The 13,612-nt window shown below is 63.7% G+C and carries 13 protein-coding genes; 4 read left to right on the forward strand and 9 right to left on the reverse strand.

Annotated elements, in window-relative coordinates:
* From AC57B6_RS33880 to AC57B6_RS33900, 5 genes are all read right to left on the reverse strand, one after another.
* Window positions 1–1,107, reverse strand: coding sequence for a BMP family ABC transporter substrate-binding protein (locus AC57B6_RS33880; protein WP_496422976.1), 1,107 nt, complete (start codon window positions 1,105–1,107; stop codon window positions 1–3).
* On the reverse strand, window positions 1,104–1,967 hold the full coding sequence (locus AC57B6_RS33885) for an alpha/beta fold hydrolase (RefSeq protein ID WP_496422977.1): 864 nt from the start codon (window positions 1,965–1,967) through the stop codon (window positions 1,104–1,106). Before AC57B6_RS33885 ends, AC57B6_RS33880 begins: the two co-directional genes overlap by 4 nt.
* A complete protein-coding gene (locus tag AC57B6_RS33890) occupies window positions 1,964–2,941 on the reverse strand; it encodes an isopenicillin N synthase family dioxygenase (RefSeq protein WP_496422978.1) in 978 nt (325 codons plus the stop codon). Before AC57B6_RS33890 ends, AC57B6_RS33885 begins: the two co-directional genes overlap by 4 nt.
* A 198-nt stretch (window positions 2,942–3,139) precedes the next feature.
* Entirely contained in the window at window positions 3,140–4,093 is a 954-nt protein-coding gene (locus tag AC57B6_RS33895; protein WP_042276130.1) for a LysR family transcriptional regulator, read from the reverse strand.
* Between the two features lie 193 nt (window positions 4,094–4,286).
* On the reverse strand, window positions 4,287–5,540 hold the full coding sequence (locus AC57B6_RS33900; RefSeq protein WP_496422979.1) for a 2-aminoethylphosphonate--pyruvate transaminase: 1,254 nt from the start codon (window positions 5,538–5,540) through the stop codon (window positions 4,287–4,289).
* Window positions 5,541–5,657: 117 nt separating this feature from the next.
* Between AC57B6_RS33900 and AC57B6_RS33905 the strand changes: the two genes are divergently transcribed.
* On the forward strand, window positions 5,658–6,536 hold the full coding sequence (locus AC57B6_RS33905; RefSeq protein ID WP_028198678.1) for a LysR substrate-binding domain-containing protein: 879 nt from the start codon (window positions 5,658–5,660) through the stop codon (window positions 6,534–6,536).
* A 42-nt stretch (window positions 6,537–6,578) separates the two neighbouring features.
* Here the strand turns inward: AC57B6_RS33905 and AC57B6_RS33910 are convergent, their stop codons facing one another.
* The 3 genes from AC57B6_RS33910 to AC57B6_RS33920 form a co-directional block, all read right to left on the reverse strand.
* Window positions 6,579–7,325: a glucose 1-dehydrogenase gene (locus AC57B6_RS33910; protein ID WP_106356834.1), complete on the reverse strand. Its 747-nt coding sequence runs from the start codon at window positions 7,323–7,325 to the stop codon at window positions 6,579–6,581.
* Between the two features lie 238 nt (window positions 7,326–7,563).
* Window positions 7,564–8,586, reverse strand: coding sequence for a histone deacetylase family protein (locus tag AC57B6_RS33915; protein ID WP_491564774.1), 1,023 nt, complete (start codon window positions 8,584–8,586; stop codon window positions 7,564–7,566).
* 80 nt (window positions 8,587–8,666) lie between these two features.
* Window positions 8,667–9,977: an MFS transporter gene (locus tag AC57B6_RS33920; RefSeq protein ID WP_496422980.1), complete on the reverse strand. Its 1,311-nt coding sequence runs from the start codon at window positions 9,975–9,977 to the stop codon at window positions 8,667–8,669.
* A 139-nt stretch (window positions 9,978–10,116) separates the two neighbouring features.
* Here AC57B6_RS33920 and AC57B6_RS33925 point away from each other — a divergent pair, with 139 nt between their 5' ends.
* Window positions 10,117–11,076 (forward strand): LysR family transcriptional regulator, encoded by a 960-nt coding sequence (locus AC57B6_RS33925; RefSeq protein WP_496423148.1) that lies wholly within the window; start codon window positions 10,117–10,119, stop codon window positions 11,074–11,076.
* Here AC57B6_RS33925 and AC57B6_RS33930 read toward each other — a convergent pair.
* A complete protein-coding gene (locus tag AC57B6_RS33930) occupies window positions 11,050–11,193 on the reverse strand; it encodes a hypothetical protein (protein WP_178369793.1) in 144 nt (47 codons plus the stop codon). The two genes, AC57B6_RS33925 and AC57B6_RS33930, sit on opposite strands and share 27 nt — an antisense overlap.
* A 286-nt stretch (window positions 11,194–11,479) precedes the next feature.
* On the opposite strand from AC57B6_RS33930, the gene AC57B6_RS33935 reads away from it, so the two are divergent.
* Both AC57B6_RS33935 and AC57B6_RS33940 read left to right on the forward strand, forming a co-directional pair.
* A complete protein-coding gene (locus AC57B6_RS33935) occupies window positions 11,480–12,370 on the forward strand; it encodes a LysR family transcriptional regulator (RefSeq protein WP_474633105.1) in 891 nt (296 codons plus the stop codon).
* 207 nt (window positions 12,371–12,577) lie between these two features.
* On the forward strand, window positions 12,578–13,555 hold the full coding sequence (locus tag AC57B6_RS33940) for a PDR/VanB family oxidoreductase (RefSeq protein ID WP_183797724.1): 978 nt from the start codon (window positions 12,578–12,580) through the stop codon (window positions 13,553–13,555).
* Window positions 13,556–13,612 lie beyond the last annotated feature (57 nt).

Raw genomic sequence — 13,612 nt, forward strand, 5'->3', positions numbered from 1 at the left:
TCATTGCGCGATGCTGCCCTGCACACCGTCGACGAACCAGTTTATACGGTTCGTCTCGTCCGCGGACAGCGTGGCGCCGGCAGCCACCCGCAACTTGCCGCTCTGGTCCTTCAGCGGCCCGGCGAACGGATCGAGGCGGCCGGCGACCAGCGCGGCGCGTTTTTCGGCGAGCGCACGCTGCGCATCCGCCGGCACCGCCGTCGTATTCACGTTCACCAGATCGGTGATGCCTTCCTTGACGCCCCAATAGACCGGCTTGTTAGTCCACGTGCCACGCCGCACTTCGTCGATCACTTTGCTGTAGTAGATACCCCAGTCGTAGGCGACCGAACCCAGATGCGCATGCGGACCCCAGCGGCTCATATCCGAATCCCAGCCGAATGCGTGGACCTTGTGCTGTTCGGCCACAGCCATCGTCGCGGTGGAATCGGTGTTCTGCATCAGCACGTCGGCGCCGAGTCCGACCAGCGTTTCCGCCGCCTGACGCTCCTTGCCCGGATCGAACCAACTGCTGATCCACACGACCTTCACGACCGTTTGCGGTGCGACCGAACGCGCGCCGAGCGCGAACGCATCGATATTGCGCACGACTTCCGGAATCGGCACCGAGCCGACGAAACCGAGCACATGCGACTTCGATACGTACCCGGCGACCACCCCGGCGAGGTACGCCGACTCATACACCTTGCCGTTGAAGTTGCCGAGGTTAGGCGCGCTCTTGTAGCCGGAGCAATGCAGGAACACCGTGTCGGGATAGTCGCGCGCGACTTTCATCATCGAATCCATGTAGCCGAACGATGTGCCGATCACGATCTTGTCGCCCTTCGCCGCACGGTCGCGGAACACGCGGGCGGCGTCGGCGTTCTCCGGGACGTCGTCGACGCGCGTCACCTTGATCTGGTCGCCGAACTGCTTCTGCGCGGCGCTAATGCCGAGGTCGTGCGCGTGGGTCCAACCGGCATCGCCCGGATTGCCGAGGTAGACGATGGAGACGTCGAGCGGCGCGCCGGCAGCGGCAAACGCGTCGGTGTTCAGGGTAGCGAGCGCAACGAGCGAAGCCGCGCTGCCGGCAAGGAGCAAACGGCCGAGACGATTGAGTCGGGTCATGGCGAGGTTCCGGTGGTGAACGAAGAGGGACTGGCGGCAGCGCTGGCCGGAGAGGCCGAACAGGCAGCAGGAGAAGCAGGCGCGATTCCGATACCGATCCCGCCCAGCGTGTCGCACACCAGCGCCGCCAGTTCGGCCGGCCGCGCCAGTTGCGGCACGTGCCCGCAGTCGATCGAGCGCACGATCGCGCCGGGCACCAGCGCCTGCATCTTGCGTTGCAAGGGCAACAGCACGGAACGGTCGCGCAGCGCTTCGACGTAAATGCGCGGCACGCTGCCAAAACGCTCGGCGCTCAGCGTTGTGACGAGCGCGCGGCCGCCTTCCTGCTGCGGCGTGAGTTTCGCGGCGGCTTGCCGCGCCGCTTCCGGCGGACAATCGTGCAGGAAGATTTCCAGCGCTGCCTCGGGTGGGACGACGGAGGACGAGCCCTCGTCGCGCCATTGCAGATACGGCGCGATGCCGCCGGCATTCGGCACCTCGGCCGCGCTGGCGTCGACGAGCTCCGCGTAGCCCATGCCCGAAGGCAGCATCATCCCCGCGACGTAGACGAGGCACGCGATCCGCTCGGGCAGCGCCTCGGCCAGTTGCGAGGCCGGCACGCCCGCTCCGCTATGCGCAACCACGACGACCGGAGCGTCGAAGGCCGCGAGCGCTTCGGTCAGCGCATCGACATAGATTTGCAGCGAGACTTCGAGACCGGCATCCCGCGCAGGATTTGCGCCGTTGCCCGGCAAGTCGACAGTGCGGGCCCGCCACCCGCGCGCCGCGAGTTCCGGCAGCCAGGCGTCCCACGCCCAGCTGCCCTGCCAGGCGCCGTGAATCAGCAGCATGCCTGCTGCCGGCGTGCGTGCGGGCATCATCCGTAGGTTCTCCGGTAGCACGCCTCGAGATGGCCTGCGACGGTGATGGGGGGATATTTCGGCGCTTCGCCCTCTACCGCGCAGCCCGGCAAACAGGTCACCACATAGTCCGGGCGCCCGGTAAAGAAAAACGGCATCGAGTAACGTTCGCGGCCCGACGCATTCACCACGCGATGCAACGTCGAGCGATAACGGTCGTTGGTCCAGCGCGCGATCAGGTCGCCCAGATTGACGACGAAGGTGCCCGGCAGCGGCGGCACGTGAATCCAGCCGCCGTCGCTGTCCTGCACCTGCAAACCGCCGTTGCCGTCCTGCCACAGCAGCGTCAGGCAGCCAAAGTCGGTATGCGCGCCGCAGCCCTTTTGCTCGGGCATCGCCTGGGCCGGTTGCGGCGGATAGTGCAACAGCCGCAGCGTGCCCATCGCTTCGTCGCAAAACGCGTCGAAATGGTCTTCCGGCAAATCCAGCGACAAAGCGAGGCCGCGCGTCAAACGCGTCGACAGATCGAACAGCGCGGCAAAATAAGCCTCCATGGCCGGGCGAAAAGCCGGCAACTGCCGCGGCCACTGGTTCGGTCCGCAGTTGAAAGCGCGCGCCACGACACGCGGATGATCGAGCGGCAGTTCATTGCCGATGTAAAAACCTTCCTTCAGATCGGGCGGCGTGCCTGCTTCCAGCACCTGACCGCGTAACGGCTCGTAGCCGCGGTTGCAGAACGACTGCGCCTTGTCGACCTCGCGCTTCTCGGCGTCACTGAGCGCGAAAAAGCGCTCGGCCTCCGCACGCGCGGCGTCGATTAGCGCCGGCTCGATGCCGTGACGAGTGATGTAGAAGAAGCCCTTATCGATGCAGGCGGCGTGAAGCGCCGCGCCCACTGCCGCGCGTTGCGGCGGATCGGCCGATTCGAGCCCGGCCACGTCGATGACGGGCAGGCTCGTGTGCGGCACCGCTTTGGCTGATAGCACTTCGGACATTGCGGCTCCCTTGAACCCGTTTCGACCGAGTGTAGGCCGCGGCAGGCGGTCAAAAAAGCGCATAAAAAAGTGCATGCCGATGCCGTTTCGGCATCAGCACGGCCGTCAACCTTCGGCCCATGGATTGGATCGCGGACCGGCTCATGGCATAGAAGGCGTGAGGCTTTGTCCTGCGCGTCGACCCCGAGGCGCGTGCCGTCAGACGGACGGTTCGTCGTCTTCCCGAGCGGCGATCGCCTCGGCCAGCAGCCGAACGAACGCGTCCAGCGCCGGCGTCAAGGTGCGCCCGGCACGGGCGTAGGCGCCCAGCTCGGAGACCAGCGCGCGCGGCGTGCGCAGCGGAATATGCACGAGCGTGCCCTCGGCGAGATCACGCTCCAGCCCGAGGCGCGTCTGAAACCCCACGCCGCGCCCGCGGGCCGCCATGCGCCGCATCAGTTCGATCGAATCGCTTTCGAGCACGGTTTGCAGCGGTTTGGCGTAATGGCGGATCAGCGGTTCGAGCAAGCCGCTGATCGACAATTGCGCGTTGCCGAGAATGAGTGGATAGCGCGCGCACTGCGCGAACGTGACGGTTGTTTCGCCGGCGAGCGGATGATCGACGGCGACGATTGCTCCGAGCTGAAAACGCCCGACGGCGAGTTGCTGCAAATCGTCCGTGCGCGGCAGCGAGAACGCGAGGCCAAGGTCGGCATCGCCATCGAGAATCGTGCGGGCAATCGATGCCGAACCGGCGGTATGCACCTGGAAACGGATGGCCGGATAGCGCGTCAGCATCCGTTCGACCAGGTCCGGCAGAAAACTCGAGTTGAGCCCCTCGACCGTGACGATGCCGATCTCGCCGCGACGGATGCCGCGCAGCGCGTCGAGTTCGCTTTCGAAGCGTCGCGCATCCTGCAACACGGTAATCACATGCCGCGCGAACACCTCGCCCGCGGCCGTCAATGCCAGGCCGGCCGGCAGCCGTTCGAACAGCGGCGTGCCGACTTCCGCCTCGAGCTTCAGCAACTGCCGGTTCACCGCCGACGAGGCCACGTGCAATTGGCGCGCGGCTTCACGGATCGAGCCGCAGCGGCGAATCGCATCGAAATAGCGCAGCGAGCGCGCGTGAATGTGCCATGCAAGGGTATCGACCGCCGTGGTTTTCGACATATCGGTCCGGGTTGTTATTGATTGGGCAAGCCGGGCAAAGCCGACGCAGTTCGGGTCAGGTCGCGCTGACCCTTCCCAAAACAAAAAAGCGTACTGTCTCGCAACAGTACGCCTTTGAAAAGCCGGCAAAAAAACTACTCTCGACAAAACCCGCGCTGCGGCAGCTCAAGGCCGCCCGCACGGCGCACACGGTTCATGCCGCTTCGGCCAGCGTCTTGCGCTCCTCGATCGCCATCGCCGGCGGCGCGGCGTGATCGACGCCCATCGCCTGCAACGACTGCGCGCAGGCCCGCACCACGCGGCGCATCACGCGCTCGTCCACCTGACCGATGCAGCCGATGCGGAAACTGTCCACCACCGTCAGCTTGCCCGGATAGATGATGAAACCCTGCTCCTTCATCAACTCATAGAAGCGCTCGAATTTGAACGACGCATGCGCCGGCGAGAAAAACGTCACGATGATCGGCGAGCGCCAACGCGCGTTCAGCAGCGGCTCGAAACCGAGTTCGCGCATGCCCGCGACCAGCACGTCGCGGTTGTTGGCATAGCGCGCGAGACGTCCGGCCTGGCCGCCTTCGAGCTTGTGCAGACGCAATGCCTCGATGAACGCGGCCACGGTATGCGTCGGCGGCGTAAAGCGCCATTGGCCGGTGCGGTTCATCACGTCCCACTGGTCGTACACGTCGAGCGAGAGCGAATGACTGCGGCCCTTCGCTTCCTGCAACGCGCGCTTGCGGGCGATCAAGAAACCGAAACCGGGCACGCCTTCGATGCATTTGTTCGCTGACGACACGAACGCCTCGCACGCAATCCGCTTCACATCGAGCGGCACCGCGCCGAACGCGCTCATCGAATCGATCAGCAGCTTGCGGCCCTGCTTCGCGGTGGCGGCGGCGATTTCTTCGATCGGATTGAGAATGCCCGAGCTGGTTTCACAATGCACCGCGACCACATGCGTGATACGCGGATCGGCGGCCAGCATGCTTTCGACTTCAGCGCCGCGCGGCGGCAGGTAGTCGCCCTTGTCGAGCACCGTGCAGGCACGGCCGAGATAGCCCAGCGTGGTCGCAATGCGCTTGCCGTATGCACCGTTGGCCAGCACGAGGGCGTGGCCGTCGCGCGGAATCAGGCTACCGAGCATCGCTTCGACGCAGTAACTGCCGCTGCCCTGGAGCGGCACACAATCGTACTCGCCCGCGGCGTCGCCCGCGATCTCCAGCAGGCTGCGACGCAGTTCGGCGGTCATGGCGCGGAAATCGCCGTCCCACGAGCCCCAGTCGCGCAGCATCGCCTGTTTGGTCGAGAACGCCGTGGTCAACGGTCCCGGCGTCAGCAGATACGGCTCGCCCATTGCCGGCGCGGCGCAGGTTGAGGCTGAGGGCGTGGCTGAAGGTGCGGCTGAGGATGTGGTGGTCACTGCCGGTGAGTTGTCGATTGCGCTTGCCATGTTCGGAATCTCCGATATCGCTGTTTCGATGCGTGACACAGTACATAAACCGTGCTCATTGGTAAAATCGATATAATCGATGTAGATATCGCAAAAACTTATCCAAGCGAGGCAGACGTGCAATACGCGCAATTGCGGGCGTTTCATGCGGTCGCGGAACATGGCGGGTTTTCGAAAGCGGCGCAGGCGCTGTCACTCACACAGCCGGCGGTATCGGATCACGTGAAGCGCCTCGAGCAGGATTACGGCGTCAAACTGTTCGAGCGCGGCCCGCGTGGCGTCGAAACCACCGAACTCGGCCTGCGTCTTTTCAGCGTCACGCGGCAAATGCTCGGGTGCGAGCGCGAAGCGCGGCAACTGCTCGAATCGGCGGGCGGCCTCGAATCCGGTTCACTCTCGCTGGCGGCGGATGCACCCGACCTGGCGGTCGCGCTGATCGGCGCGTTTCGCAAGCTTCATCCGGGAATCGTCGTGACGCTGTCGATCGCCAATGCCGCAGACTGTATGCAGCGCGTGTTGTCGAGCGCGGTCGACGCCGCCATTACCGCCGCGCCGCAAGTGCATAGCCGGCTCGAATCACGCGTGCTGCGGCGCGATCCGCTGGTGGCAATGGTGCCGGCCGGCTATCCGGTGGCGAAGAAACGCCGGTTGAGCTATGCGGAACTCGTGCAACAGCCGATGATTTTTCGCGAGCCGCAATCGGTCACGCAGCAGTTGCTGGAGATCGAACTGGTGCGCGAGTCGTTGCAGGTCGAACCGGTGATGTATGTGGACGGCCGCGAAGCGCTGGAAGAAGCGGTCGCGCAAGGCGTGGGGGTAGGCGTGATCGCGCGCGCCGAATTCAACGAATCGCGGCGCATCAGGATGATTCCGCTCCAGGATTGCCAGGTGCGCATGACCGAATCGCTCACGCGGCTCGCCGGGCGGCCGGGGTCGAATCTGCTGGACGCGTTGTTTGCGGTGGAATTGACAGGCGCCGCCGTGGCGGCGCAATAAACCGGTCGGCCGCCGGACCGACACGATCCGGCGGCTCCCTCCTTAGCGCGAACCGCCGCTTGCGATCAGGCTTTCGCCGGTCAGCCAGCGCGAGTCGTCGGAGGAAAGGAACACGGCGACGTCCGCAATATCGTCAGGCTGGCCGATGCGGCCAAGCGGTGTCGTGCTGACTGCCCAGGCCTCGAAGTCCGAGCCGATAAAGCCAGCGCTATGCGTGCCTTCCGTTTCCACCATGCCGGGATTCACGGAGTTGACACGAATCTTGCGTGGGCCGAGTTCACGCGCGAGCACGCCGGTGATGGCATCCACCGCGCCCTTGGTGGCGGTATAGACCACGCTGCCCGGCGGCGTGATGCGGCTCACGACCGAACTGACGTTCACAATGCTGCCGCCCTCGCCCAGATGCTTCACCGCCGCCTGCGTGACCAGCAGCAGACCCAACACATTCACATCGAACTGCTTGTGGAAGTGAGCTTCCGTGACTTCCTCGATCGGCGCCATCTCATACACGCCGGAGTTGTTCACGAGAATGTCGAGGCGGCCATACGTTTCGACCGCTGCCTCCACGATGCCTTGCGCGTCGGCGGCCCTGGACACGTCGCCGGCCACGGCCACCGCCTTGCCGCCCGCCGCGGTAATGGCGGCGACCACATCGTCCGCGCCCGCCTTGCTGGACGCATAGTTCACCACTACCGAGGCGCCCTGTGCCGCCAATGCCTTCGCAATCGCGGCGCCGATGCCTTTCGATGCGCCCGTCACAACCGCAACCTTACCTGTGAGCTTGCTCATGATCGTGTGTCCTTTGGATGAAATTCGCGCCAACGCGACGTCGCGACGATTCGCGGCGCCGGCGTCGATGAAGCTGCAAAATGCAGTGGCGCTGTCACTGCAGCCAATGTAGGCACACAAACCCAAGGGATAAAGCGGCTCAAGACGAATAGATACGTCGGATCAGCCGAACAATCCGCACCGGCGGCCAGGTTCCGGCCCCGTGCTCCGAACACCGAGCGGCCCCCGCCCGCTCACGTCACCGCTTCGACGTAAATCCACCGAAGAACGATTGCGCGTTCGCCTCGAGCGTCTCGACGTGATATCCGCCTTCCTGCACGATCAGCGTCGGCAGTTGCAGCGCGCCGAGCCGGCCGCCGAGTTCGCCAAAGCCCTCGGTCGTCACCGCGACCATCGCTTGCGGATCGTCTTTGTAGATGTCGAAGCCCAATGCCACGACCAGCACGTCCGGCTGAAAGCGGCTGACCACCCGCAGCGCGGCGTCGAGCTGCTCGAAGAACACCGCCTCCGACGAACCGTGCGGCATCGGCAGATTGACGTTGTAGCCCTCGCCTCGTTCCGTACCGCGCTCGTCTTCGAAACCCGCCACCACGGGATAGAAATTCGTCGGATCGCCGTGAATCGACACGTACAGCACGTCGTCGCGGCCATAGAAGATCTCCTGAATGCCCTGACCGTGATGCATGTCCGTATCGAGAATCGCCACGCGCCGATACTTTTGCCGCAGCGCTTGCGCTGCAACAGCCGCGTTGTTCAGATAGCAGAAACCGCCTGCTGCTTCGGCGCGCGCATGATGGCCCGGCGGGCGGCACAACGCATAGGCCTCACCCGCGCCGTCGAGAATCGCCTGCGCGCCGGCCAGCGCGCTTTGTGCGGACCAGTAGGCCGATTCGTAAGTATCCGCGCCGATCGGGCAACTGCCGTCGGCGAGATAGCGGGCCGCTTGCGCGAGCACGCCGCGCAAGGGATTATTCTCGCGGATGTACACGTTCGACATCACCTCGTCGCCCCATTCCGCGGGAATCTTCTTCCACTCGCGGTGCGCTTCTTCGAGAAAGCGCAGGTAGTTCATCCCGTGCACCGCGGCGAGCGGCGCAGCACCGAAATCCGCCGGCTCGCGCACGTCGAAGCCGAGCTTTTTCACGGCTTCGGCGAGTCGCAACGCACGTTCGGGCACTTCCTGCGGCGTGCGCATCTGACCGCGCGACAGATAGCTGCGCGGATAGTGCTTCAACTGCGCCGGATGAAAAAACGTCTGCATAGTCCAGTTCCTTGGCTTCAGACGCAAGCCGGTACGGCGATCGTCGCACGCGCCGGCAAGCGCTTTGATTTCACGGTGATTCAGCGTGCCGGCAGCGCTTCGGGTGCATCGGCACGACGGTGCTTCAGCGCATCCAGTGCGACGATGCACGACAACGAGATACCTGCGAGGCAGGTGTAAAACACCGCAAGCGGCCACCATTGTCCGGCGAATTGATGGGCGAGCCATGTTCCCGCCAGCGGCGTCAGGCCGCCGGCAATCGCGCCGCACACCTGGTATGAAAGCGAAATCGCGGAGTAACGCACGCGCACCGGAAACACGCCGCTGACAAAACCTGCGATCACCGAATAGAAGCTCGCCATGCACACCACCGCCAGCGCGATGCCGACAATCATCGAGAACCGGCTGCCACTCTGCACGAGCGTGAACATCGGATACGGCGACAGCATCGCGGCAAACGCGGCCAACTTCAGAAAACGCGCCCCGCCGAGCTTTTCCGCGAGCCAGGCGGCGAGCGGTTGTGCCAGAAACTGGATGATGGCGACCGCGAACAGGCAATCGAGAATCAGCGATTTCGACACGCCGATGTTTTGCGTGGTGTACGAAATCATGAACGTATTGGTGAAATACACGCCGGCAATACCGATCGTATTCGCGCCAACGCACAGCGCAACGAGCGCGCCGGAAGAACGGAACACTTCGGCAATCGGCAACTCGACGGTGCGCTTCGCGTCTTTCTCGCGCTGGAATTCCGGCGACTCGTTCACCCCCATGCGGATAAAGATGCCGACCGCGAGCAACACCGCGCTCGCCAGAAACGGCAGCCGCCAGCCATAGGCGATGAAGTCGTCGTGAGGCATCGACGTCACGGCGCGAAAGGCGATCAACGAGAGAATCAATCCGGCCGGGCTGCCCAGTTGCGCGAACGAAGCGAAGAAGGTGCGCCGTCCTTGCGGTGCATGTTCGCCGGCCATCAGCACAGCGCCGCCCCACTCGCCGCCCACGGCGATACCTTGCACCACGCGCAGCAGGACCAGCAGCACGGGCGCGAGCACACCGACCTTCGCATAAGCCGGCAGCAAGCCGACGCACACGGTGGCGACACCCATCATCATCAGCGTGGTCATCAGCGCCTTCTTGCGGCCGATGCGATCGCCCAGGTGGCCGAAGATCACACCGCCCAGCGGCCGTGCAAAGAAGCCGACCGCGAAGGTCGCAAACGACGCCATCGTGCTGACAAACGGATCGTGCGAGGGGAAGTACAACTCGCCGAACACCAGCGCGGCGGCCGTGGCGTAGATGTAGAAGTCATACCACTCGATCATCGTGCCGATGAAAGCGGCGGTTGCCGCGCGCACGGGCTGACGGGTGGCGGGGGGTGAAGCGTTCATGGCGGCTCCTCAGTCGCGATGCCTGACGTCAGGGCATCTTATGAGGGGTTTTATCGCTAGCCATAAAACATTAGTCAAATTTCGGCTTATTATCTCAACTATAAATTCAGCTAATGCCGGAGGAGATTCCATGACTCAGTTGCGCGCGGACGTCACGCGTTTTTTGAATGACCGGCTCGACTGGAACCTGCTGCGCACGTTCCTCGTGATCATGCAGGAGCGCAGCGTCAGCCGTGCCGCAGCCCGATTGCATCTGACCCAGCCCGCGGTCAGCCAGGCGCTCAAACGGCTCGAAGACACGCTCGGGCGCAACCTGATCCAGCGCCGCGGCCCGCACTTCGAACCGACCCGCGCGGGCGAAGAGGTGTACCGGATCGCCAGCGATATCTACGGCCACATGTCGCGGCTCGAAACCGAACTTGACGATCGCAGCGACGACATCACCGGGTCGATCCGGCTTCTGACGGTGAGCCGGATCGACTCCGGCGTCTACGACGAATTCCTCGCGGAATTCCACAAGACCTACCCGCGCGTGGATTTGCAGATCGAAGTCATGCGCTCGTCGGACATCATCTCGTCGTTGCTGCAAAAAACCGCCACGGTCGGTCTCGGTCTATGCCGCACGCCCGTCGATAAACTCGAGCAGCGCTGCTTTCTGCGGCAACGCTATGCGCTTTATTGCGGGCGGCATCATCGGCTGTTCGGGCGGCATGCGCTGTCGGTCGATCAGTTGCTGGCGGAAAACTTCGTGTCATTCACCAGCGACCAGATCGGCGACAGCCTCTCGCCGCTCACGGTGTTCCGCGATCAGCGCGGCTTCACCGGACGCATCGTGGCGGCCTCTCCGAGCCTCGATGAAGTGCGTCGGCTGATCTTCGCCGGATACGGCATCGGCTGCCTGCCCGAGCACATCGTGCGCGACGATCTCGCGCAACAACGCCTGTGGCGTTTGCCTCCCGAAGAGGGATTGGTCGACGTCGATATCGATCTGCTATGGCTGCGCGCGCGCAAGATGAACGCCGCCGAGCAGGCCTTTCTCGACGGCATGGAGCGCACGATGCAACGTTACGCGCTACCTGAACGGCTTGCGCCGCGCTGACTGGGGACGAGCCTCACGGCTCGCCGATTGCCGCGTTTTGCGGATGAACGCGATCTGCGCGGCCACACTGGCCAGCACGGCCAATGCGCCCAGCGTATCCAGAATAGTCGGCCACATGATGCATCCCTCCCTGGTTTACTCCGCCACGTCCGGATCAAATGGATACGCGCGCCAGCAGGCCGGCCGCCACGAAGGTCGCGGCAACCCCGCTCGCGCGCATAGCAAAGGAAGAGATCATCGGGACGTTGTTATGAATGTCGTGTCCGGATTTTCGGTTGCCGCGGCGCGGCTCACAATGCGTAAGATACGTACTGTGACTTAGGCTATAACTAAGGCTGAGGCTGAGACTTAAGTTCAAACTCGGACGCGGCCACGATAACAACACCCGATCCAATCTCACCCCATGCGCTTTGACCTGATCGACCTCCGCCTTTTTCTGCACATTCTCGAAACCGGCAGCATCACGCATGGCGCGGCCCGCGCGAACATGTCGCTGCCTTCGGCCAGCGCACGTTTGCGCGGTATGGAAGAAGCCCTGGGCGTGCCATTGCTGGAGCGCGGCCGGCGCGGCGTAGAGTCGACGGCAACCGGCGATACGCTCGCGCATCATGCACGGCTCGTGCTCGGCCAGATCGACCGGATGGAGGGCGAACTCGGTGAACATCGGGCCGGGCGCAAAGCCTGCATCCGCTTGTGGACCAATACCGCCGCGATCACCGAGTTCTTGCCGTCCGCGGTCGGCCTGTTCCTGCGCGATCACCCCAACGTACAGATCGATCTGAAGGAGCGGCAAAGTAGCGAAACCATCAAAGCAGTGCTGGCCGGCGCGGCGGAAATCGGCATCATTTCGGACGCCGTCGAGCATGGTGCATTGCAGACGCTGCCCTTCGCCATCGACAAACTCGTGCTGATCACGAGCCGTGACGACCCGCTGGGCGCACGCCGCCGCGTGACGCTCGCAGAGGTGGCCGAGCGTGAATTCATTGGCTTGAGCACGAGCAGCGCGTTGCACGCGTACCTCGGCGAACGCTCACTGCTTGCCGGGCAACCGCTCAGCGTTCGCGCTCACATGCGAACCTTCGAAAGCGTCTGCTGCATGGTCGAACAGGGCGCGGGCATCGCCATCGTGCCGGCCACCGCCGCGAAGCGCTATCGCGGCACGCCGGGTATTCGGACGATCGAGTTGACGGACAGTTGGGCCACACGTCAGTTGCTGATCTGCATGCGCGACCTGAATGCGCTGAAACGGCCGGAAAAAGCGCTGGTGCGTCACCTGGCCGGGATGTGGGAATGACGCATGTGGGAATAACGCATGTGGACATGACAAGGGGCGATGAGCGCCCCCGTATTATCAGTAACATTTATTATCTAACCGATTTTTAATCGATTTGCCTGATTGTTGGTGGTTTCTTATCCTTGACGCACAACCGGGCGCCGCGAATTGCATGTGGCGTCCGCTCTGCCCCTCTCTGTCCTTTTTGCTCAGTTGGCCGCCAAGATCATGGAAAGAACCACCTTCAGCGTACGCGTCGACAGCGTGCGTGACGAAGCGCACGGCGTGCGCTCGTTCAGCGTATCGCGTCTGGACGGACAACCGTTCGAGCGCTACGAACCCGGCGCGCATATCGACGTCACCGGCCCCTCGGGTGTCACGCGGCAATATTCTCTGTGCGGCGACCCGGACCATCGCGAAACACACCTGTTTGCGGTCAAGCGTGAAGAAGCGTCGCGCGGCGGCTCGCGCTCGCTGCATGAGGACGTGACGGTCGGCTGCGAATTGACGATCGGCGCGCCGCGCAATCTGTTCCAGCTCGCGCCCGGCGCCACCGAACATATTCTGATTGCGGCGGGTATCGGTGTGACGCCGCTCCTGAGCATGGCATACCGCCTGCTCAAGCAGAAACAGCGCTTCGTGCTGCATTATTTCGCGCGCAGCGCGGAACATGCGGCTTTCCTGCCCTTGCTCTCGCGCGCGCCGTTCAATGATTTCGTGCGGTTTCATTTCGGCGTCGCACGGGACCAACTCGACGCGGCGCTAGCCGGTTGCGTCGCCAATGCGCGCGACGGCTCGCACCTTTATACCTGTGGGCCCGCGCCCTTCATGGAACGTGTCGTGGCAATAGGCGAACAGCACGTTGCCGCCGATGCGATTCACCTCGAACGTTTTGCGGCTGCGCCGGCTGCTGCGGCTGACGACGAATCGAACACGCTGGGTTCATTCGACGTGCGTATTGCCAGCAGCGGCGCAACGGTCCATGTGGATAAGCACACGACGATCGTCGCGGCGCTTGCGTCGATCGGCATTGAAGTGGATACGTCATGCGGTGAAGGCGTCTGCGGCACCTGCATGGTCGATGTGGTGAGCGGCACGCCCGAGCATCGCGATCATTGCCTGAGTAAAGCCGAACGCGCGAGCGGCAAGGTGATCTGCTGCTGTGTCTCGCGCGCTGCTTCGCCGCTGCTGGTGCTCGATCTTTAACAGCCGATCTTCAATCTTTAAAGCAAGCCGGCGCCGCATTCGCAGCACCGGCTTGCT

This window comes from Paraburkholderia sp. BGA-UO-ETr-F12 (assembly GCF_059567945.1).